Origin of the sequence: Allobosea sp. TAF32 (assembly GCF_052113585.1) — a bacterium.
In the GTDB taxonomy this organism is placed as follows: Bacteria; Pseudomonadota; Alphaproteobacteria; order Rhizobiales; family Beijerinckiaceae; genus Allobosea.
The window spans coordinates 193,854-213,812 of sequence record NZ_JBFRDM010000004.1 but is presented as its reverse complement, the minus strand read 5'-3'; the positions used below and the strand labels follow the sequence as shown (position 1 = coordinate 213,812).

General features: G+C 65.5%; 25 protein-coding genes. 15 read left to right on the top strand and 10 right to left on the bottom strand.

What is annotated here, in order from left to right:
• Window positions 1-98: 98 nt before the first annotated feature.
• Window positions 99-266 carry a 50S ribosomal protein L33 gene (rpmG, locus tag AB4Z16_RS11000; RefSeq protein ID WP_038367996.1) on the top strand — a complete coding sequence of 56 codons (168 nt, stop codon included), beginning with the start codon at window positions 99-101 and terminating at the stop codon, window positions 264-266.
• A 796-nt stretch (window positions 267-1,062) separates the two neighbouring features.
• The gene (locus AB4Z16_RS10995; RefSeq protein ID WP_441511383.1) at window positions 1,063-1,221 is read left to right on the top strand and encodes a hypothetical protein; all 159 of its coding nucleotides are present in this window, start codon (window positions 1,063-1,065) and stop codon (window positions 1,219-1,221) included.
• A 446-nt stretch (window positions 1,222-1,667) separates the two neighbouring features.
• On the opposite strand, the gene AB4Z16_RS10990 is transcribed toward AB4Z16_RS10995, so the two are convergent.
• Both AB4Z16_RS10990 and AB4Z16_RS10985 read right to left on the bottom strand, forming a co-directional pair.
• Entirely contained in the window at window positions 1,668-3,044 is a 1,377-nt protein-coding gene (locus tag AB4Z16_RS10990) for a PleD family two-component system response regulator (RefSeq protein WP_441511382.1), read from the bottom strand.
• A gap of 9 nt (window positions 3,045-3,053) precedes the next feature.
• A complete protein-coding gene (locus tag AB4Z16_RS10985) occupies window positions 3,054-3,425 on the bottom strand; it encodes a response regulator (RefSeq protein WP_149133714.1) in 372 nt (123 codons plus the stop codon).
• 132 nt (window positions 3,426-3,557) lie between these two features.
• On the opposite strand from AB4Z16_RS10985, the gene AB4Z16_RS10980 reads away from it, so the two are divergent.
• Window positions 3,558-3,848: a DUF3572 domain-containing protein gene (locus tag AB4Z16_RS10980; protein ID WP_441511381.1), complete on the top strand. Its 291-nt coding sequence runs from the start codon at window positions 3,558-3,560 to the stop codon at window positions 3,846-3,848.
• Entirely contained in the window at window positions 3,845-5,194 is a 1,350-nt protein-coding gene (locus AB4Z16_RS10975; RefSeq protein ID WP_441511380.1) for a DNA polymerase IV, read from the top strand. Before AB4Z16_RS10980 ends, AB4Z16_RS10975 begins: the two co-directional genes overlap by 4 nt.
• On the opposite strand, the gene AB4Z16_RS10970 is transcribed toward AB4Z16_RS10975, so the two are convergent.
• On the bottom strand, window positions 5,151-6,011 hold the full coding sequence (locus tag AB4Z16_RS10970; protein WP_441511379.1) for a cell envelope integrity EipB family protein: 861 nt from the start codon (window positions 6,009-6,011) through the stop codon (window positions 5,151-5,153). The two genes, AB4Z16_RS10975 and AB4Z16_RS10970, sit on opposite strands and share 44 nt — an antisense overlap.
• A gap of 208 nt (window positions 6,012-6,219) precedes the next feature.
• Here AB4Z16_RS10970 and AB4Z16_RS10965 point away from each other — a divergent pair, with 208 nt between their 5' ends.
• The 8 genes from AB4Z16_RS10965 (at window position 6,220) to AB4Z16_RS10930 (ending at window position 11,972) form a co-directional block, all read left to right on the top strand.
• A complete protein-coding gene (locus AB4Z16_RS10965) occupies window positions 6,220-6,693 on the top strand; it encodes a RidA family protein (RefSeq protein ID WP_441511378.1) in 474 nt (157 codons plus the stop codon).
• A complete protein-coding gene (locus AB4Z16_RS10960) occupies window positions 6,693-7,469 on the top strand; it encodes a glycerophosphodiester phosphodiesterase family protein (protein ID WP_441511377.1) in 777 nt (258 codons plus the stop codon). Before AB4Z16_RS10965 ends, AB4Z16_RS10960 begins: the two co-directional genes overlap by 1 nt.
• Complete coding sequence (locus AB4Z16_RS10955; RefSeq protein WP_441511376.1) at window positions 7,466-8,704, top strand: GNAT family N-acetyltransferase; 1,239 nt, start codon at window positions 7,466-7,468, stop codon at window positions 8,702-8,704. The genes AB4Z16_RS10960 and AB4Z16_RS10955 overlap by 4 nt, the downstream gene beginning before the upstream one ends.
• 1 nt (window position 8,705) lies before the next feature.
• Window positions 8,706-9,473, top strand: coding sequence for a hypothetical protein (locus AB4Z16_RS10950; RefSeq protein WP_441511375.1), 768 nt, complete (start codon window positions 8,706-8,708; stop codon window positions 9,471-9,473).
• An 87-nt stretch (window positions 9,474-9,560) separates the two neighbouring features.
• Window positions 9,561-9,989 carry an HIT family protein gene (locus AB4Z16_RS10945; RefSeq protein ID WP_441511374.1) on the top strand — a complete coding sequence of 143 codons (429 nt, stop codon included), beginning with the start codon at window positions 9,561-9,563 and terminating at the stop codon, window positions 9,987-9,989.
• 62 nt (window positions 9,990-10,051) lie between these two features.
• Window positions 10,052-10,522: a carboxymuconolactone decarboxylase family protein gene (locus AB4Z16_RS10940; RefSeq protein ID WP_441511373.1), complete on the top strand. Its 471-nt coding sequence runs from the start codon at window positions 10,052-10,054 to the stop codon at window positions 10,520-10,522.
• Between the two features lie 70 nt (window positions 10,523-10,592).
• Window positions 10,593-11,060 carry a carboxymuconolactone decarboxylase family protein gene (locus AB4Z16_RS10935; RefSeq protein ID WP_441511372.1) on the top strand — a complete coding sequence of 156 codons (468 nt, stop codon included), beginning with the start codon at window positions 10,593-10,595 and terminating at the stop codon, window positions 11,058-11,060.
• A gap of 21 nt (window positions 11,061-11,081) precedes the next feature.
• Window positions 11,082-11,972 (top strand): sigma-70 family RNA polymerase sigma factor, encoded by an 891-nt coding sequence (locus AB4Z16_RS10930; RefSeq protein ID WP_441511371.1) that lies wholly within the window; start codon window positions 11,082-11,084, stop codon window positions 11,970-11,972.
• Here AB4Z16_RS10930 and AB4Z16_RS10925 read toward each other — a convergent pair.
• The 5 genes from AB4Z16_RS10925 to clpS all read right to left on the bottom strand — a co-directional run bounded on the left by AB4Z16_RS10925 (window position 11,969) and on the right by clpS (window position 16,461).
• On the bottom strand, window positions 11,969-12,331 hold the full coding sequence (locus AB4Z16_RS10925) for an AzlD domain-containing protein (protein WP_441511370.1): 363 nt from the start codon (window positions 12,329-12,331) through the stop codon (window positions 11,969-11,971). The genes AB4Z16_RS10930 and AB4Z16_RS10925 overlap by 4 nt on opposite strands.
• Window positions 12,328-13,053 (bottom strand): AzlC family ABC transporter permease, encoded by a 726-nt coding sequence (locus AB4Z16_RS10920; RefSeq protein ID WP_441511369.1) that lies wholly within the window; start codon window positions 13,051-13,053, stop codon window positions 12,328-12,330. The genes AB4Z16_RS10925 and AB4Z16_RS10920 overlap by 4 nt, the downstream gene beginning before the upstream one ends.
• A gap of 145 nt (window positions 13,054-13,198) precedes the next feature.
• Window positions 13,199-13,486 carry a hypothetical protein gene (locus tag AB4Z16_RS10915; RefSeq protein ID WP_441511368.1) on the bottom strand — a complete coding sequence of 96 codons (288 nt, stop codon included), beginning with the start codon at window positions 13,484-13,486 and terminating at the stop codon, window positions 13,199-13,201.
• A gap of 7 nt (window positions 13,487-13,493) precedes the next feature.
• The gene (gene clpA / locus AB4Z16_RS10910; RefSeq protein ID WP_441511367.1) at window positions 13,494-16,022 is read right to left on the bottom strand and encodes an ATP-dependent Clp protease ATP-binding subunit ClpA; all 2,529 of its coding nucleotides are present in this window, start codon (window positions 16,020-16,022) and stop codon (window positions 13,494-13,496) included.
• A 46-nt stretch (window positions 16,023-16,068) separates the two neighbouring features.
• The gene (clpS, locus tag AB4Z16_RS10905) at window positions 16,069-16,461 is read right to left on the bottom strand and encodes an ATP-dependent Clp protease adapter ClpS (protein WP_441511366.1); all 393 of its coding nucleotides are present in this window, start codon (window positions 16,459-16,461) and stop codon (window positions 16,069-16,071) included.
• Window positions 16,462-16,714: 253 nt separating this feature from the next.
• On the opposite strand from clpS, the gene kdsA reads away from it, so the two are divergent.
• Both kdsA and AB4Z16_RS10895 read left to right on the top strand, forming a co-directional pair.
• Window positions 16,715-17,584, top strand: coding sequence for a 3-deoxy-8-phosphooctulonate synthase (gene kdsA, locus AB4Z16_RS10900; RefSeq protein WP_441511365.1), 870 nt, complete (start codon window positions 16,715-16,717; stop codon window positions 17,582-17,584).
• Window positions 17,577-18,773: an MFS transporter gene (locus AB4Z16_RS10895; protein ID WP_441511364.1), complete on the top strand. Its 1,197-nt coding sequence runs from the start codon at window positions 17,577-17,579 to the stop codon at window positions 18,771-18,773. The genes kdsA and AB4Z16_RS10895 overlap by 8 nt, the downstream gene beginning before the upstream one ends.
• Before the next feature lie 45 nt (window positions 18,774-18,818).
• Here AB4Z16_RS10895 and queF read toward each other — a convergent pair whose 3' ends face one another.
• Window positions 18,819-19,274, bottom strand: a complete 456-nt coding sequence (gene queF, locus AB4Z16_RS10890) for a preQ(1) synthase (protein WP_441511363.1) — start codon at window positions 19,272-19,274, stop codon at window positions 18,819-18,821.
• A 318-nt stretch (window positions 19,275-19,592) separates the two neighbouring features.
• Between queF and AB4Z16_RS10885 the strand changes: the two genes are divergently transcribed.
• Complete coding sequence (locus tag AB4Z16_RS10885) at window positions 19,593-19,736, top strand: hypothetical protein (protein WP_441511362.1); 144 nt, start codon at window positions 19,593-19,595, stop codon at window positions 19,734-19,736.
• A gap of 14 nt (window positions 19,737-19,750) precedes the next feature.
• Here the strand turns inward: AB4Z16_RS10885 and AB4Z16_RS10880 are convergent, their stop codons facing one another.
• Window positions 19,751-19,876: a hypothetical protein gene (locus AB4Z16_RS10880; protein WP_441511361.1), complete on the bottom strand. Its 126-nt coding sequence runs from the start codon at window positions 19,874-19,876 to the stop codon at window positions 19,751-19,753.
• Between the last annotated feature and the right edge of the window lie 83 nt (window positions 19,877-19,959).

Below are 19,959 nucleotides of genomic sequence, written 5' to 3'. Positions count from 1 at the left end.
GCCCTTTGCGGCATCTCCCACGCCGACAGTTTGCCGGGTTCGCCCGGCCATTTTCTTTTCCGAGGGCTTTGCGGCCCGCATGGTTCGAGGATAGACCCATGGCCAAGGCCGTGACGATCAAGATCAAGCTGCTTTCGACCGCCGACACCGGCTTCTTTTACGTGACGAAGAAAAATTCGCGCACGATGACTGAGAAGATGTCAAAGAAGAAGTACGACCCGGTCGCGCGCAAGCACGTCGAGTTCAAGGAAACCAAGATCAAGTAAGGCTTGCCCCTACTGGTCTGGACCAACGCAAAACCGCCCTTCCGGGCGGTTTTTTGTTGCCTGCACTTTTGGCTACATCTCTGTTGGCTGAGCGACTTTTGTCGCCATTCTGACTGTTCGGCCGGCGAAGCGCGCCGCTAAAGCTCAAGCGGCAGATGCGTGCGGTCAGCGATCAACCACGACAACAAGCCCGTGCTGATCATCAGCACGGCCACCAATACGGCCTGGACCATAACGCTACACCGCCCCCGTTTCCCGTAGGGCAATAGCTAGAATTTTAACGTTTTGTAAATGAATTTATTCGGTAGAATCGCGCTCATGAAGGCTGCATGACGCCAGTGGAGGCAGCCCGACATGGATGAACTCTCTGAAGCCGGGCTGGATCTTGAGCTCAGCGAATTCGGCAAGCGATTGGATTCGCTCCTGATCTCCCGTGGGTGGAATCCCCGGGCACGGCGGAGCGCTCGGTCGAGCTTCGAGTTTTCGGCGAAGCGCTATTCGCCGGAGGCTGTCCACATCGTCCTGGATGCCGTCATGCCGGAAGCAGCGGCCAGGGAAATCATGGCCCTCGCCCTCCGGCACGGCCTGACCGAACCAGCCAGGCAAGACACTCCGCCGAAGCCCCGCTGAACACAGCGGCCCGCGGCTGCGGCGCAACCGCCGGCGCGCATCTCAGCGCCCTCAATCGCGGCACAGCTGCCGGGTCATTGACTCTTTCGGGAAAGCCCCCACCTGTTGCGCTTCCGCCGTCGCCCGGATCGAAGCCGGGATTGCAGGATAGCGAGGACCGAACGGCATGGTGCGACAGTTGCTGAAGCTGCTGGTCGAGATTGATTCCTCGCGCTTCCTCACGACACGCATCGGCGCAGCGCTAAGCGTGCTGGCTTTGCTCGCGGCCTTCGGCGCTGCGGGGTACTGGTTGCCGGCGGCGATCTCGGACTATCTCCAACGCTGAAGCGGCGGCCCAGAAACAAGGTGGCCGGCCGGCGGCGGTTCTGAGGAGGCCAGAATTCCGTCACCGACCGGCCGAGCCCTTCGGTTACCCAGGAGATGCGGCGGACCCGAGCTCCCGAGGGGCGTTCCGGAGCGATCACCGGGACCGCTGCGTTGCAACAACCCTTACAATGCAACGTATCCGAATCAATCAAATCCAACCGATTCCCCTGCGTTCATCGATCGTTAACCCTACCGGCTAATCTTAAATTTCCGCCGGGCGAAGCTGACTCTACGGCAATTCCAAAAACAACTTCAGATCGTTGCCGATTGTTGTTCACGCACTGCCTTAGCAATCGGCCGGAAGTCCGCTGATACCGCAGATTGCCGCTGTCCAGCGGCAGCCGGCCACGGCCTGCCAGGCGAGGCCCGACGCCTATCAACCTGGCTTGAGCAAAGATCGATCGGTTACGCGGCGCTCGCGGCGATGACGCGATTGCGGCCACCGGCCTTGGCCCGATAGAGGGCATCATCGGCGCGCTTCATGATGTCGGCCGAAGAGGCGTCCCCGGCGCGGCGGTTCGCGACGCCCACCGAAACCGTGACCCTGATATCGCGCGTGTCGTTCTGGATCGCGAAAGGCTCACTCTCGACCCGCTCGCGAATACGCTCCGCGACCTGGCAGGCGGCATCGCGCCCGGTATCTGGCAGGACGACGACAACCTCTTCGCCGCCCATCCGAGCAACGAGATCGATACCACGGGTGCATGCGCGGACACGGTTCGCGAACTCGCGCAGCACCTCATCGCCGGCGTCATGCCCCCAGCTGTCGTTGACAGCCTTGAAGTGATCGACATCGAGCAGAAGGATCGACAGCGCGCGCGCGCGCAGCGCCGACTCGTCGAACATCATGGCGAGCCGGCTGGTCATGAAGCGGCGATTGTGCAGGCCCGTGAGCTGATCCATCACCGCCATCTCCATCGACGACTGCACGCTGTCGCGCAGCCGCTCGGTGAAGCGCTTCCGGCGCACCTGGGTGCGAACCCGGGCGAGCAGTTCGTTGCGGTCGATCGGGCGGAGCAGGAAGTCATGCGCGCCGATATCGAGGCCGCGCAGGATGCGGGCACGGTCCTCGGCCTCCCCCATCAGCAGCACGGAGATATTGCGCGTACGCTCCAGCGAGCGCAGCTGACTGCACAGGCGCAAGCCGTCCTGATCTTGCAGGTCGAGGCTGATGATGACGCTGTCGAAGTCGCCATCGGCAGCCCGCTGCGCCGCCTGCTGGGCATCTTTCTCGACCTCGACGACATGGAAGGCCGAGAGCGCGCTCTGAAGCCGCTCGACCACGCTGGGCCGGTCCTCGACCAGCAGGATGCGGCCATTGAGCCCGGTTTCGGCGGCCGCGGCGGCCAGCGGATCGGCCATGCCGAGCCGGACCGAAGCAACGGCACGGCCGCGCAGCTCGTCCGTCATCTCCTTCAACCGTGCCAGGCTCCGCACCCGGGCGAAAAGCGCGGCATCGTCGAGCGGCTTGGTCAGGAAGTCGTCGGCGCCGGCATCAAGCCCCTCCAGGCGGTCGCGCGGCTGGTCCAGCGCGGTGACCATGACGACCGGAATATGCGCGGTCGCCGGCGTGCCCTTCAGATAGCGGCAGACCTCGAAACCGTTCATGCCCGGCATCATGACGTCGAGCAGGACGATGTCCGCCTCGCCGCGCTCGCAGGTCGCAATCGCATCCGCGCCGTTCAACGCCGTCACCACGCCGAAATACTCGGCCGAAAGCTTGGCCTCGAGCAGTTTCACATTGGCGGCGATGTCATCGACGACGAGGACGCGGGCAGTCATGGATCGCTCTTAGGCGGCGCCGGCATAAGCGCGGACGGTCTCCAGGAACTTCGCAACCGAGATGGGCTTGGAGAGATAGGCCTCGCAGCCGCCCTCGCGGATCCGCTCCTCGTCGCCCTTCATCGCGAAGGCCGTGACGGCCACCACGGGGATCGCCTTGAGGTCGTCGTCCTCCTTGATCCATTTGGTGACCTCGAGCCCGGAGACCTCCGGAAGCTGGATGTCCATCAGGATCAGCGCCGGATGGTGAGTCCGCGCCAGCTCGATAGCTTCGATGCCATCCGACGTCTTCAAGGTCGCATAGCCATGCGCTTCGAGAAGATCGTTGAAGAGCTTCATGTTGAGCTCGTTGTCTTCGACGATGAGAACCGTCTTCATCAGGCCGCCCTTCAATCGCGCCAGGGATGTCCGCCAGCAGCCAGCGGTCTTTCCAAAATGGCGGCGTCGTTCGATGATAGTCTCTAACACGCGAGCAGTTGACGAAACGCAAACCGGATACGCGACTCCCAGGCCATGGCACCAAGACTGACCACCGAGGATGCAGAGACGCTGGCATTGCGCGCCCTCGGCTTCCTGGCCGCAGAACCGGAACGGATCGAGCCTTTCCTCAGCACGACCGGTCTCGGCCCGGCCAATCTGCGTTCCGCGGCGAGCGAACCGGGTTTCCTTGCGGCCGTGCTCGACCATATCGCGGGAAGCGATTCGCTCCTGCTCGAGTTTGCCGAAAATTTAAGGCTGAATCCGGAAATTATCGGGGAGGCACGCCGTCTGCTCGCCGGGCCGGAGCCGGACGACTTCCCTTGATCACGAGTCCCCTCTCGCTGCGCAGCCTGTGCCGCGATTGCCTGGCGGATCACGAGGCGGCGGGGCCGCTCCGGCGCTGCCCGGCTTGCGGTTCGCCGCGCCTGATCAGGCATGCCGAGCGCGATGCCCTGAGCCTCGCCCATATCGACTGCGACGCCTTCTACGCGACGATCGAGAAGCGCGACGATCCGACCCTGCAGGACAAGCCGGTCATCGTCGGCGGCGGCAAGCGCGGCGTGGTCTCGACATGCTGCTACATCGCGCGCACCTATGGGGTGCGCTCGGCCATGCCGATGTTCAAGGCGCTGAAGGCCTGCCCAGAGGCGGTCGTCGTCAAGCCGAACATGGCGAAGTACGTCTCGGTCGGGCGCGAAGTCCGGCAGTTGATGCGCGAGCTGACGCCGCTGGTCGAGCCGCTCTCGATCGACGAAGCCTTTCTCGATCTCGCGGGCACGGAGCGCCTTCATCACGCCAGCCCGGCCATGACGCTCGCACGCTTCGCCAAGCGCATCGAGGCAGAGCTCGGCATCACCATCTCGGTCGGGCTGTCCTATGCCAAATTCCTGGCGAAGGTCGCGTCCGACCTCGACAAGCCGCGGGGCTTCTCGATCATCGGCCGTGGCGAAGCGGTCGCCTTCCTCGCCGACAAGCCGGTCAGCCTTATCCCCGGCATGGGGCCGGCAAGCGTCGCGAAGCTCGCGGAAGGCGGCTTCAAGCTTGTCGGCGACCTGCGCGAGGCTGCGGCCGAAAAGCTCTTCCGCATCGCGGGCAAGGACGGCCCGCGCCTCAAGAATCTCGCTAACGGCATCGATCCGCGCAAGGTCACGCCCGAGCGCGAAACCAAGAGCGTCTCGAGCGAAACGACGCTGGACGTCGATCTCTCAGGCTTCGATGAGCTGGAGCCGATTCTGTGGCGGCTCTGCGAGAAGACCTCGAAGCGGCTGAAGGCACAGGAACTCGCCGGCCGGACCATCACCCTGAAGCTGAAGACGGCAGACTTCCACAGCATCACCCGCGCCACGCGGCTGCCCGAGCCGACGCAGCTCGCCGCCCGGCTCTTCACCGCCGGGCGCGACCTGCTGAAGCGCGAATGCAACGGTCCGCGCTACCGGCTGATCGGCATCGGCACGAGCGATTTCAGCCCGCCCGAAGAGGCCGATCATGGCGACCTTGCCGATACGGCGACGCCACGCCTGAAGGCGATGGAGGGCGCGCTCGACAAGCTGCGCGCCCGCTTCGGGGATGAGGCGATCGGCAAGGGGCTGGGCCTCAGGCTTCCGCAGCGCCGATCGTCCGAGCCGGCTACTTCGCGCAAGCTTCCTGAGGAAGAAGATCCAGACGGGTGAGCGTGCCGCGCAGCGCGAAGCTGCCATAGTCGAGCTTGATCGCGCCGGTGACCCCGTTCTCGTAGAGTTCGAAGGAGATCGTGTAGGAGGGCGTCGACTCGCCCGAACCAACCTTGAAATAGGAGATCGTCACCGGCCAGCGCGCCATCTTCTCGAATTCAGGGCGCTGCAGCGGCTTTTCGGAGGGCTCGCTTTCGATCCGCTTCCCGATGACCGAGAGCGTGTCGTAGACCTCCTTGCCTGAATTGGCGCCGTCGTAGAGCCTCACATTGAGGGTGTGCTGGCCAGTGCGCGCGGCCTGGATGACGGCCTTCATTTGGGCGTTCGGAAACAGCGCATCGGCGCCGTCGCGATGGGTTTCGGCGTTGGGCTGGCGCAGTTTCACCTCATAGCCGCCGCCGCTCTTTTCCGCAGTGCCGTCGACGGTCTCGGGCGCGGCGCCGCCGGAGGAGCTTTCGGTCTTGAAGCGATAGCTCGCACCATCGCCCGCCTCGAAGCTGGTGGTCCGGGCGTCGATGACCCGCGGGCCCGCCTCGGTGCCGAGCTGGGTGACCTGCCGGAAGGACAGGGCATAGCCCTCACAGGCGTCGCCGGTGAACTCGAAGGCGATGCGGCCCTTGGCCGTCTCGATGTTGCCGGATGCCTTGGCATTGTCGAGAACGAGATCATAGACCGCGCGATGCGGCGCGAGCACTACGCGGTCAAGCGCGGGCTGCGCGGCCTTTGCCTGCGCCCAGGCCGGCCCGGCGGCCAGCATCAGAGCTGTGATACCAATCTGGCCCGCATGGGCCGCGAGCCTCAGACTTGTTTGGTTCATGCGCCGCTTTTCCGTTCCGTCCTCATTGGAAATCTAGGTGCAACGCGGCAATGGCGCAAACATGGCAAACAGCCCGCTTCCTGACGCCGCACCACCCCTGCCCTCCGGACATGTCGCGATGCTTGCGGGCTGTCCGGGCTTCGGTCATGAAAGACCAGTCTCGCAAGACCGGTCGCAAAGACCCTGCCTCGCTCGCGGAGCCGTGCCCATGAACGTCGTCGAATCGCGCCTCGCCGAACTCGGAATTACTCTGCCGAGCCCGGCCGCCCCCGTCGCCAACTACGTCCCCTATGTCGTCACCGGCAATCTGCTGATCATCTCCGGGCAGATCTGCTTCGGGCTCGATGGCAAGCTTTCCGACAAGCATAAGGGCAAGCTCGGCGCCGAGATCTTCAACGAGGCCGGCCTCGAAGCGGCGCGACTCTGCGCCATCAACGTTCTCGCCCAGGCCAAGGCGGCGCTCGATGGCGATCTCGGCCGGATCGTGCGCTGCGTGCGCCTCGGCGGCTTCATCAACGCCGCCCCGCATTTCGCGGCGCTGCCGGCGATCATGAACGGCGCCTCCGATCTGATGGTGGAAGTGCTCGGCGACAACGGCCGCCATGCCCGCTCGACCGTGGGGGTCGCCGAATTGCCGGCCGATGCCGCCGTCGAGGTCGAGGCGATGTTCGAGATCCGCTGATGGCTCAGACTTCCAACACTACCGGCCGGCCCGAACTGGGCTGGCTGGTCGCGCGGCCGATCGCGCATCGCGGCCTGCATGATCTTGCTGCTGGCGTCATCGAGAACAGCCCCTCGGCGGCACAGGCCGCCATCGCCGGCGGCTTCGGCATCGAATGCGACGTCCAGCTCACCGCCGATGGCGAGGCGGTCGTGTTCCACGATTTCGTGCTCGACCGGCTGACGGGTGAGAGCGGTGCCGTCGTCGAACGCAAGGCCGAGGCGCTCTCCGCCATCACGCTCAAGGGCAGCGGCGACCGCATCCCGACCTTGTCGGCCTTCCTCGACCTGATCGGCGGGCGGGTGCCCGTTGTCATCGAGATCAAGAGCCGCTTCGACGGCGATCTGGCGCTGACACGCCGGACGGTCGAGGTCGTCGCCGGCTACCGGGATCATCCGATCGTGATCAAGTCCTTCGATCCCGCGATCGTGACCGCTCTGCGCGAGATTGCGCCGGAGATTCCGCGCGGCATCGTGGCGATGAACGCCTATGATTACGGGGACTACGACAAGCTCTCCCCGGAACGGAAACATGCGCTGGCCAATCTGCTGCATTTCACCGAGAGCCGGCCGCACTTCCTCTCCTGGAAGGTCGCGGATCTGGAGAGCGCCGCGCCCTATCTGTGCCGCAACGCGCTCGGGATGCCGCTCATGAGCTGGACCGTGCGCACGCCGGAAGAGCGGCAGCGCGCTGCCGCCTTTGCGGACCAGATGGTCTTCGAGGGCTTTCGTCCTTGAGCAAAGGCGAAAGCGACGATCTGATCGTTCGCATCGCGCCCTCCCTCAAGGCCGTTCCCGCAGGCGCGTGGAACGCTTGCGCCAATCCCCACGCCTTGCGGGACGCTGTATTGGCGCCCTGCCCCGCCGCTGCAAAAGGCGGCATCGACCGGGACAACCCCTTCGTCAGTCATGAATTCCTGACGGCGCTGGAGGAGAGCGGCTGCACCGGCGGGCGCAGCGGCTGGTCGCCGGCCTATCTCCTTGTCGAGGATGGCGCCGGCCAGCTGCTCGCCGCCGCACCGAGCTTCCTCAAGAGCCATAGCCAGGGCGAATACGTCTTCGACCATGGCTGGGCAGACGCCTATGAACGCGCCGGCGGCCGCTACTACCCCAAGATCCAGGTCGCGGCGCCCTTCACCCCGGCAACGGGGCCGCGCCTTCTTGTTGCCGATGGGCCGCGCGCCGATGAAGCGCGGAAGACGCTGATCGCGGGGCTGGAGGCGCTGCGGGCGCAGACGCAGTCCTCCTCGGTCCATGTCACCTTCGCGCAGGAGCCGGACATCGCCGCGCTGAGGCAGGCCGGCTATCTCGAGCGCGACGACCTGCAGTTCCATTGGCAGAACGAAGGCTTCGGCAGCTATGACGACTTCCTGGCCACACTCGCGTCGCGCAAGCGCAAGGCGCTGAAGCGCGAACGGCGCGAGGCACTCTCGGCCGGCATCACGATCATGGCACTCTCGGGCCGCGAGCTGACCGAAGCGGTCTGGGACGATTTTTTCGCCTTCTACCAGGATACCGGCTCGCGCAAATGGGGCCGGCCCTATCTCAACCGCGCCTTCTTCTCGCGCGTCGGCGCGGCGATGGGCGAGCGCATCGTGCTGATGATGGCGAAGCGCGCGGGCCGCTACATCGCCGGCGCCATCAATTTCCGCGGCGGGAACACCCTCTACGGCCGCAACTGGGGCTGCATCGAGGACCATCCCTTCCTGCATTTCGAGGTCTGCTACCATCAGGCCATCGACTACGCGATTGCGCATGGGCTCGCCCGCGTCGAGGCCGGCGCGCAGGGCGAGCACAAGCTGGCGCGCGGCTATCGGCCGGTCATCACCCACTCCCTGCATCATATCGCCGATCCCGGGCTGCGCCGTCCGGTCGCAGCCTATCTGGCGCAGGAGCGCGAGCAGATCGCCGCCGCGCAGGCCGCGCTGGCAGCGGAAACGCCGTTCCGCAAGACGGGAATGCATGATGACTGAGATGGAGACGTCGGCAGTGGCGGTCGGGCAGCCGATTTTCTGCCTGGATGCCGAGCTCGGCTATCGGCGCAGCCTCACCGACTTCTCCGCGCCGCTCCGGCTGGATGAAAGCTACAGGCTGGCGCATCTGCCGCTGGTCGCTCCGGAGCATCCGGCCGTGATCCCCCGGCGCGAAGGCAAGTTCTATGAGATGGGCCGGCATCCGCGTGTGTTTTCGCTGGTGCTGCCTGTTCATAACGCCGCCCTGCAGGCATCGCCCGCCTTCCGCGCTTTGGAAGGACAGCTCCGGAGCGCCCCTTTCGCCAGCAAGATCGCCTGGGAGATCCTGCCGAAGCGGCGCGACAAGCTGCACGCCACGGTCTGCGGCTCACTCGGAATCGCGGAGCCGCCGACGTTCGCATCGGCTGCGCGCGATGCCCTCGGCCGGATCGAGCCCTTCGCCGTCGAGCTGCGCGGATTGTTCTCCGGCAACGTCAATCGTGGCCGGCTCTATCTTGCCGCCTATCCCGAGAAGCGCAACGGCGCGAACATGCTGCAAGCGGTGCAGGCCGCCTTCGGGCGCCCGCCCGGCGATCTCTGGCTCGTCGGCCTGTACAATCTCAAGGACGATCTCGATGCCGCCGAGACGTCAGCGCTGGCCGACATCGTCGCGCGCTGGTGGGACCGACCGCTGCTGCGCCTTACAGCGAGTGCGCTGCAGGTCATGAGCGCTGGAGACGATCTCGTTCTAGACGGTGCCGTCGAGGAGACTTTGCCGCTGGGCGACTGACGCGGGCAAGATCAGCTTCCGCGGCCTTGACGCCCTCGCGAGCCGGCCACAGGTTCAAGGCTCTGCTTCCAAGCCATCGGAACCGCCATGACCGCCTATGATCCGTCCAACGTCTTCGCCAAGATCCTGCGCGGCGAGCTGCCCTCCCACACCGTCTACGAAGACGCCGAGACGATCGCGATCATGGACATCATGCCACGCGCCGACGGGCATGTGCTGGTGGTCCCGAAGGCGGCCTGCCGCAATGTGTTCGATGCCCCGGCCGAGGTGCTGAAGGCTGTCGCGCTGACGACGCAGAAGCTCTCGCGCGCCGTCAAGACCGCCTTCGCAGCCGAGGGCGTCACCATCCAGCAGTTCAACGAAGCCGCGGGCGGCCAGGTCGTCTTCCATCTCCACGTCCATGTCATGCCGCGCTTCGACGGCGTGGCGCTGCGTCCGCACACCGGCGCGATGGAGAAGAACGAGGTGCTCGCCAGCAATGCCGAGAAAATTCGCGAGGCCCTGAAAAAAATCTGAGGGGGATGTCACAAGGGGCTCGGCTGCCTCGTCTTATCGTCATCCCCCGATGGAGAAAGACCATGAGCCAACGCCTCAACGCCTTCCAGGTCGCCCCCGGCGCGATCGACGCGCTGCTGAAGACGCAAAATTACGTCAATGAAAGCGGGCTGGAGCACAGCCTGCTCGAGCTGGTGAAGATGCGAGCCTCCCAGATCAATGCCTGCGCCTATTGCCTGCACATGCACTCCATGGACGCCCGCAAGGCCGGGGAGAGCGAGGCCCGGCTCTATCTGCTCGACGCCTGGCATGAATCCGATCTCTATACCCCACGCGAGCGCGCTGCCCTGGGCTGGACCGAGGCGCTGACCCGCCTTTCCGAGGCCAGCCCGAGCGACGAGGCTTTCGCGGAACTGCGCGCTCATTTCAGCGAGAAGGAATGCGTCGATCTCTCGCTGTCGATCGCGACGATCAACGCCTGGAACCGGCTCAACGCGGGCTTCCGCTCGCGGCATCCGGCCGATCGCCAGCGCAAGACCGAAGCTGCTGCCTGAGCCGATGCCTCCCCGCGGCCGCACGGCTTCATCCGCCCGGCCGCTATCCCGTCAACTCGCGAGAACCGCCATGAGCAAACGTCTGAACCCCTACACGACCGCTCCCGATATGATGAGGCCGCTGATGGCGCTCGAAGCCACGGTCGCAGATTCCGGCCTCGAACACAGCCTGATCGAGCTGGTGAAGATGCGGGCGTCGCAGATCAATGGCTGCGCCTATTGCCTGCATATGCACTCGGCCGACGCCCGCAAGGCCGGCGAGAGCGAGGCGCGGCTCTATCTGCTGAACGCCTGGCACGAATCCGAACTCTACACCCCGCGTGAGCGCGCCGCGCTGGCCTGGACAGAGGCGCTGACGCTGCTGCCGCAGACCCATGCGCCGGACGCCGATTATGAGGAGACCTTGCGCCATTTCAGCGCGGAGGAGATGGTGAAGCTCACGCTGCTCATCGGCACGATCAATGTCTGGAACCGGGTCGCGGTCGGCTTCCGCTCGCACCATCCGAACGACAGGGCTCCCAAGGTCGAGGCCGCATAGAATCCACGCGCACAGGATTTCATGACGGACGTCACGGCCGCCGGCTTCGAGACCCATCGGTCCTATCTGACCCGCCTCGCCTACCGCATGCTCGGCTCGCTCAGCGACGCGGAGGATGTGGTGCAGGACGCCTGGCTGCGCTGGCACGACTCCGCGCCGGAAGCGCTGGCGAACCCGCGCGCCTGGCTCGGGCGCGTGGTGACGCGGCTCTGCCTCGACCTGATGAAGTCGGCGCGGCACCGGCGCGAGAGCTATGTCGGCGCCTGGCTGCCCGAGCCGCTGATCGAGGAGATCGGCGGCGCCGCCAGCAGTGACGAGGGCCTCGACGTCCCCTATGTCCTCCAGCTCGCGCTGGAGCGGCTGTCCCCGCTGGAACGTGCTGCCTTTCTGCTGCACGACGTGTTCGATCTGCCTTTCCCAGAGATCGCCGAGACCCTCGGGCGCAGCGAGGCGGCCTGCCGGCAGCTCGTCTCACGCGCGCGCCGGCATGCGCAGCAAGCGGGCCCGCGCCATCCGCTCTCTCCCGATGAGGCGCAGCGCTACGCCGTCGCCTTCTTCGAAGCGGCACATAGCACCGACCCTAGCGCCCTGAAGGGCCTGCTCGCGCAGGATGCGGTGCTGCACGGCGATGGCGGCGGCAAGGCGAGCTCGGTGCTCAACCCCATCCTCGGCAGCGAGAAGATCGGCCGCTTCTTCGCCGGGCTTGCCCGCAAACCACAAAAGCAGGGTTTCGTCCCGCGCTACGAGCCGGTGCTGATCAACGGCATGCCCGGATATATCAGCATGGAAACCGACACTGCGCAGGCGGTGGTGCTCGACATCGTCCACGGACAGGTCCAGGCGATCTACGTGATCCGGAACCCGGACAAGCTTAGTCCCGTGAGGGATCGGCTCGAGGCTGGACGAGATTAAGCTGCCCCGGACAGCCAGACCCCGCCGACGAGCACAACCTCACCGACCAGCACGGCCAGCATCATCCGGCGGCGGCTGATGGCCATCACGGCCACGGAAGCAGCGAGCGCGGCGACCCGTACGAACAGCGGCGCATGCGCCAGCACGCCCGGCGGGGAGACCATCAGCTTGGCGACGATGCCCGCGAGCAACGCAGTCGCGACCGCCCTCACCCATTCGAGCAATGGCGAGTCCGCGTCCATCCCGCGCGCGAAGCCGACGGCGAGCCAGCGCCAGATCTCGGTCGGCAGCACCGCGAAAAGCATCAGCGCGAGATAGGGCCAGAGCGGCCCGTCGAGGAAGGCGAGCGGCTGGGTCATCTGGCCGCCTTGCGCTTGCGGCCGATCATGAAGGCGATGCTGCCGGCGATCAGCCCGGCGACGATCAGATCGAAGCCACCACCGATGAAACGTTCGCAGATCGGCGCGAGCGCCAGCCCCAGTACCAACGCGGTGACGTCCCCGCGATGGCGCAGGCCAGCGGTCAGCGAGACCAGAAAGAAGATCGGCGTCAGGCAGAGCAGCCCGGCGGCGAATGGCACCGGCAAGGCGTTCAGCAGATAGTAGCCAGAGAAAGTCCCGACCGCGCTCACCGCCATGCAAGTGTTGGCGAAGCCGAGGAAATAGGCCGCACGCTGGTTCACAGGGATGCCCGGCAAACGGCGCAGTCCTTCGGTCCAGGCGGTCACGGCGACATAATGCGACAGAAAGAGCTGCTGCCAGACGCTCTGGCCGGGCCGGCGCAGCAGCGGCAGGATCGCCATCGTCATCGGCAGGAAACGCAGCGAGGCGAAGGCGATCGCGATCGCGATCGCGCTCCAGGCTGCGCCGGCGGCAATGGAGGCGAAGAACAGCACCTGTGACGGGCCCGCCCAGACGAGGATGGTCGAGAGCACCGCGACATCGACCGGGTAGCCAACGTCGCGGGCGAGCGAGCCGATACCGATCAGCCCGAGGCCGACGATCCAGGCCGGCAGCAGCAGCGCATCGCGCATGCCGGCCAGCGCGACGCGCTGCCAGCTCCAGTCGGCGGATACGCTCATCGGATCATCGCTGCGGGCAGCCTCGGGAAAGCAAACAGCCCGTGCAGAGCGCACGGGCCGTCAATCCCTATGGCTCACCGCAGGAGCGCTCGCCAAGCTGCCGGAAAGGGGAACGGCCCTGCACCATCTGCAAGGCCGCGGCTGCTCAGCCCTTGCCGCCCTTCATCGCCATGGTGAAGAGCTCATTGCCGAAGTCGATCAGCTCCTTGGGAATGCCGCCGACCGCCTGAATGCCGAGATAGATCATATAGATAAACGCCGGCACCAGGATCCAGCCCAGCACCTCCTCGAAGATCTTGCGACGACGCCGGCGGCGGTCGCGCTTCTCGAACCAACCCAGCTTTTCCTTGGCCGGGCGCTGCGGCGCCGGAGCTGCCGTGGGCGTTATGCCTTCGCCGGTTTCGGCGAGGGCTGCTTTCTTGCGTCGGAACAACACGTTCTCAGGCCTTCGTCAGCGGTACTTTCGGAACAGTACGGACCGTGCGACCGGATGTCTTCGGCGGATTGCCGGGATCATTATCCGGTCCGGAGCCCCCCTTGGGGGCCTTGCGCGGCGGCGTCTTCGTCGTCTTGTCGCCGCCAGCTGCCTTGGCACGCGGCTTTGTCGCCCGCTTGGCCGTCGCGGCGGCGACGTCCTTCTCCGGCTTGGGCTTGGCCGGACCGTCCGGGAACTCCAGGCCGAGCACCTTGATGCCGGTCTCCGACTGGACCACCACGACCCGGACCGCGCCACCGTTCTTGAGCCGCCCGAACAGGACTTCATCGGCAAGCGGCGTCTTGATCGTCTGCTGGATGAGGCGGGCCATCGGCCGGGCGCCCATCGCCTCGTCATAGCCGTTCTCGACCAGCCATTCGCGCGCCTCGTCCGAGAGCTCGATGGTAACGTTGCGATCGGCGAGCTGCGCCTCGAGCTGCAGCACGAACTTGTCGACGACGCGGGCGACCACGCTCTTCGGCAGATGGCTGAAGGAGATGGTGGCGTCGAGACGGTTGCGGAACTCAGGTGCGAACAGCTTGTTGATCGCCTCCGTGTCGTCTCCCTCGCGCTTGCTGCGGGTGAAGCCATAGGCGCTCTTGGCGAGGTCGGCGGCGCCGGCATTGGTCGTCATGATCAGGATGACGTTCCTGAAATCGACCTGCTTGCCGTTGTTGTCGGTCAGCTTGCCGTGGTCCATCACCTGCAGAAGGATATTGAACAGATCGGGATGCGCTTTCTCGATCTCGTCCAGGAGCAGCACGCTGTGCGGATGCTGGTCGATCTGGTCGGTCAGCAGGCCGCCCTGATCGAAGCCGACATAGCCGGGAGGCGCGCCGATCAGCCGCGAGACGGTATGGCGCTCCATATATTCCGACATGTCGAAGCGGATCAGCTCGACACCGAGCGACAAAGCGAGCTGGCGCGCCACCTCGGTCTTGCCGACGCCGGTCGGGCCGGCGAAAAGATAGGAGCCGATCGGCTTCTCGCCGTCGCGCAAGCCGGCACGCGCGAGCTTGATCGCGGAGGACAGTGCCTCGATCGCCTTTTCCTGCCCGTAGACGGTGCGCTTCAGCGTATTCTCGAGATTGCGCAGAACCTCGGCATCGTCCTTGGAGACGGTCTTGGCCGGGATGCGCGCCATGACCGCGACCGCGGCCTCGATCTCCTTCACGCCGATGGTCTTCTTGCGCTTGCTCTCGGTCAGCAGCATCTGCGAGGCGCCGGTCTCATCGATGACGTCGATCGCCTTGTCCGGCAGCTTGCGGTCATGGATATAGCGTGCCGAGAGCTCCACCGCCGCCTTGATGGCGTCCTGGGTGTAGCGCAGCTTGTGGAACTCCTCGAAATAGGGCTTGAGGCCCTTCAGGATCTCGATCGTGTCCGGGACCGACGGCTCGTTGACGTCGATCTTCTGGAAACGGCGCACCAGCGCCCGGTCCTTCTCGAAATACTGGCGGTATTCCTTGTAGGTGGTCGAGCCGATGCAGCGCAGCGTGCCGGAGGCGAGCGCGGGCTTGAGCAGGTTCGAGGCGTCCATCGCACCGCCAGAGGTCGCACCGGCACCGATCACCGTGTGGATCTCGTCGATGAACATGATCGCCTTGGGGTGCTGCTCGATCTCCTTCATCACCTGTTTGAGGCGCTCCTCGAAGTCGCCGCGATAGCGCGTGCCGGCGAGCAGCGTGCCCATATCGAGCGAGAAGACGGTCGCGTCCTTCAGCACCTCCGGAACTTCCCCGCGCGTGATCTTCAGGGCGAGGCCCTCGGCGATAGCGGTCTTGCCGACGCCGGGGTCGCCTACCAGGAGCGGATTGTTCTTCTGGCGGCGGCAGAGGATCTGGATGGTGCGCTGCACCTCGGCCTCGCGGCCGATCAGCGGATCGATGCGCCCGTCCTTCGCCTTCCGATTCAGGTTGACGCAATAAGCCTCTAGCGCGCTTTCCTTTTTCTTCTTTTCCTTGTCCTCGGTATTGCCCTGCTCGGAGCGCTGCTCTCGCTGCGGCTCGCCCTCTTCCTCGGAACCGCGGACCGGGCGGCTCTCGCTGGCGCCGGGGCGCTTGGCGATGCCGTGGCTGATGTAGTTGACCGCGTCGTAGCGGGTCATGTCCTGCTCCTGCAGGAAGTAGGCGGCGTGGCTCTCGCGCTCGGCGAACATCGCGACGAGCACATTGGCGCCGGTCACCTCCTCGCGGCCGGACGACTGGACATGGATGACCGCGCGCTGGATCACGCGCTGAAAGCCGGCGGTGGGCTTTGAATCGTCGCGCCCGTCAGTGACGAGATTCGTCAGCTCGGAGTCGATGTAGTCGACGAGGTTGCGCCTGAGCAGGTCGAGATCGACGCTGCAGGCGCGCATGACGGCCGCAGCATCCTGATCATCCACCAGGGCGAGCAGGAGATGTTCGAGAGTGGCGTATTCATGGCGGCGCTCATTGGCGAGAGCCAGAGCCCGGTGAAGCGCCTGTTCGAGACTGCGCGAGAAACTCGGCAAGGGGCGCGCTCCTATCTGTTTCCGGAAGGTGAATTCTGAGCCAAGGCTACTTCTTCTCCATCACGCATTGCAGCGGGTGCATATGCTTGCGCGCCAGATCCATGACGAGCGTAACCTTGGTCTCGGCGACTTCGTAGGTGAAGACGCCGCATTCGCCGACGCCGTTCTGATGCACATGCATCATGATCCGCGTGGCTTCGGCGCGGTCCTTGTTGAAGAACCGCTCCAGAACGTGAACGACGAACTCCATCGGCGTGTAATCGTCGTTCAGCAGCAGCACACGATAAAGATTGGGCTTGCGGGTCCGCGTACGGGTCAGCACGGCGGTGCCGGCGCCATCCTTGGTTCCGTCGGCCGGCGGACCGGCGCGCCGCGGGCGATCGGCCATGGCTTCCGGGCTCGCGCGCCCCGGCAGGCGCCAGGTCGGATCGGCGTGCATTGCTGTCCCCTGGCCTGATTGCATCATTTGCGCCCCGCCATGCCTATCGTATTCCAACCCAAATCGTTCCTGTGTTTCCCACCCGAGATAGTGCTTCGCCTACGAATTTACAGACCTCTCTCCTGCTTCGCCAGTCCGTTCCCGCGAGCTCCATGCAACTCTTCGCGACATGGCCGTCAACCGCCCGCGCCGCTTGACCCGCCCGGTCCCGGCCGGACATAAGCCCCGCGGGCCGCTGGACAAGGACACCACCATGACACCCAACGCCGTCGTCACCATCGGCGAGGAACTCGCCCGGCCCGTGCGCTTCGGCAATGCGTTGCCGCTCGCGCTGATCGCCGGCCCCTGCCAGATGGAAAGCCGTGACCATGCGCTCGAATGCGCGCTGGCGCTGAAGGAAATCGCGGCCGATCTCAATATCGGACTGGTGTTCAAGGCCTCCTTCGACAAGGCGAACCGGACCAGCGTCAGGGGCGCCCGCGGCATGGGCATGAAGGCCGCCCTGCCCGTCTTCGCCGAGATCCGCGAGCGCACCGGCATGCCGGTCCTGACCGACGTGCATGATGCCGGCCAATGCGCCGAGGTCGCGGAGGTCGTCGACGTGCTGCAGATTCCCGCCTTTCTCTGCCGCCAGACCGACCTGCTCGTCGCAGCGGCGCAGACCGGCCGGGTCGTCAACGTCAAGAAGGGCCAGTTCCTGGCCCCCTGGGACATGGTCAACGTCGCCGCGAAGGTGACCGAGAGCGGCAATCCGAACGTCATGCTGACCGAGCGCGGCGCCTCTTTCGGCTACAATACGCTGGTTTCGGACATGCGCGCCCTGCCGACCATGGCCGAGATCGGCGCGCCGGTCATCTTCGACGCCACCCATTCCGTGCAGCAGCCGGGCGGCAAGGGCGCATCGACAGGCGGGCAACGCGAATTCGTGCCGGTGCTATCGCGTGCAGCCGTCGCCGTCGGCGTCGCAGGGCTCTTCATCGAGACCCATCCCGACCCGGATCGCGCGCCGTCCGACGGCCCGAACATGGTCCCTCTCTCCGAATTCCACGATCTGATCGCCGAGTTGCAGGGCTTCGACCGCCTCGCCAAGAACCGCCAGGCGCCAGCCGTCGCTTATGTCTGAACCCGCGCCGGCGTCCAAATCCGATCTGGGCGCCCTGATCCCGGTCCTGGGTCTCTGCGGCTTCGCCTCGACCTTCACCATGCGGCTGATCGACCCGCTGGTCCCGACGCTGGCGGGTGAATTCGGCCAGAGCGTCCACCAGATCGCCTTCATCGCGACCGCCTTTTCCAGCTGCTATGCCCTGGGCCAGCCTTTCCTCGGGCCCATCGCCGACTCGGTCGGCAAGCTGCGCAGCATCTCGGCCTGCCTTGCCGCGCTTTGCGTGCTCTCCATGCTCGCGGCCTTCGCCACCAGTTTCGGGGCCTTGCTTGTGCTGCGTGCGGCAGGCGGCGTGATGGCGGGCGGTGTCATTCCTGCGGCGATGGCGGCCATCGGGGACCGCGCGCCGATGGCGGAGCGGCAGATCATGCTCGGCCGCTTCCTGGTGATCATGATCATCGGGCAGATGGCCGGCGCCACCTTCTCCGGCCTCGTTGCCGACTATATCGGCTGGCGCGCCGTGCTCGTCATCGCGGGCGTGCTCGCGGGCGGCGGCGCGCTCCTGGTGCGGCTTGCACTTAAGCCGCGGCCCGACGCCGCGCGTGCCCGGCTCAGCCTCGCGGGGGCGATCAAGAGCTACAAGGCCGTCTTCGCCAATCCGCGCAGCAAACTGCTCTATCTGCTCGTCCTGCTCGAAGGCTCGCTCGTCTTCGGCTTGTCGCCCTTCATCGCCGCCATCCTGCACGAGCGGTCAAACACCAGCTCCTCACAGGCCGGTCTTGTCATCGGTGCGATGGGGCTCGGCGGGCTCGTCTATGGCGTGCTGACGCGCATCCTGGTCGAACGGGTCGGGCCGCGCCAGATGATGCGCTATGGCGGCCTCGCGGTGGCGCTGGCCTATTTCGCCTTCACCCCGCCAGCGCCATGGTGGACGGCCATCGGCATATTCCTGCTGACAGGTTTCGGCTTTTTCCTGCTACACGGCACGTTCCAGGCACAGGCGACGGAGCTCGCGCCGACGGCGCGCGGCTCGGCGATGGCGCTGTTCGCCTGCTTCTTCTTCATGGGGCACGCCACGGGGCCGCTGGTCATGGGCGCCCTGCTCAATCTCCTCGGAACCCAGCAGGCGCTCATCGTCTTCGGTATCGGGATCGGTGTGCTCGGGCTCGTCACGCCGCGCCTTCTGCCTCCTCTCGGCTCGCGGAGCTGATCGAAGAGCCTGCGCCCGGGGCGGGGCGCAGGTTTCCGGTCCGCTTCAGCGGCCGCGATAGGGCGCGACGCCCTGATCCGGCAGCCAGAGGCCCTTCGGCGGTTCGCCCGTCTGCCAGAACACGTCGATCGGAATGCCCCCGCGCGGATACCAGTAGCCGCCGATGCGGAACCATTCCGGCGCGAGCAGATCGACCAGCGTCTTGCCGATCGAGACGGTGCAGTCCTCGTGGAAGGCGCCGTGGTTGCGGAACGCGCCGAGATAGAGCTTCAGCGATTTCGACTCCACCAGCCACTGGCCCGGCAGATAGTCGATGACGAGGATGCCGAAATCAGGCTGGCCCGTCACCGGGCAGATCGAAGTGAATTCCGGGCAGGTGAAGCGGGTGAGATAGCGCGTGCCGGCATGGGGATTGGGCACGCGGTCGAGCCGCGCTTCTTCGGGCGAGGTCGGCAACGGGCCGCTCTGGCCGAGCTGCAAGGTCGAGGCGTCGATGGCCATGGAAGATGCTCCTCAGGTTTGCCGGAGCCTGTAGCTCATCTTCCGCGGCGGGGGAAAGCCGCGAATGCCACGCGTTCGCCATCGTCGGCCGCTACGAGCGCGTGGCGACGCCCAAAGCCCATGCCTGCTTTTACTCGATCAATATTTATCGAGTTTCCACACGCTTCCTTGCTTCGACAGAAGTCAGACTATACACCTGAGCGACTATTCGGCACCGATCAATACAATTCTATGATAATTGCAGGCATATTGTTTCTGATCGGTTTCTTGATCGGTCTTTCGCACGGATATCCGGCGATCGCGCTCGCGAGCGCGGCCATGACCTTTGGGATCTTCCCCTTCTGGCTCTTCCGTGGAGAGCTAGCCCTGTTCAGCGTCCTCGTCTGGATCGGCTATCTCTTCGCCCTGCAGAGCGGCTTCATGCTGGGCAGCTATCTCGGCATGTCCAACGACGAAGGCTAGGTCTTTCGGCCGGCCTACCAGAACCAGACGGGCCGCCCGGCAAAGGCGCACAGCCCGGCCCACCACAGGATCGTCAGGCCGCACCAGAACAGGACAGCGAGCAGGGACGGTCTGCGGCGGCTCGTCAGATTCTGGAACATGTTCGCTTCTCAAAGGAAAACGGGGCGGCATTCGTCCGGTTCTCCGCAACCTGCGCGCCAGCGCCGAATTCATATGCGCGGCC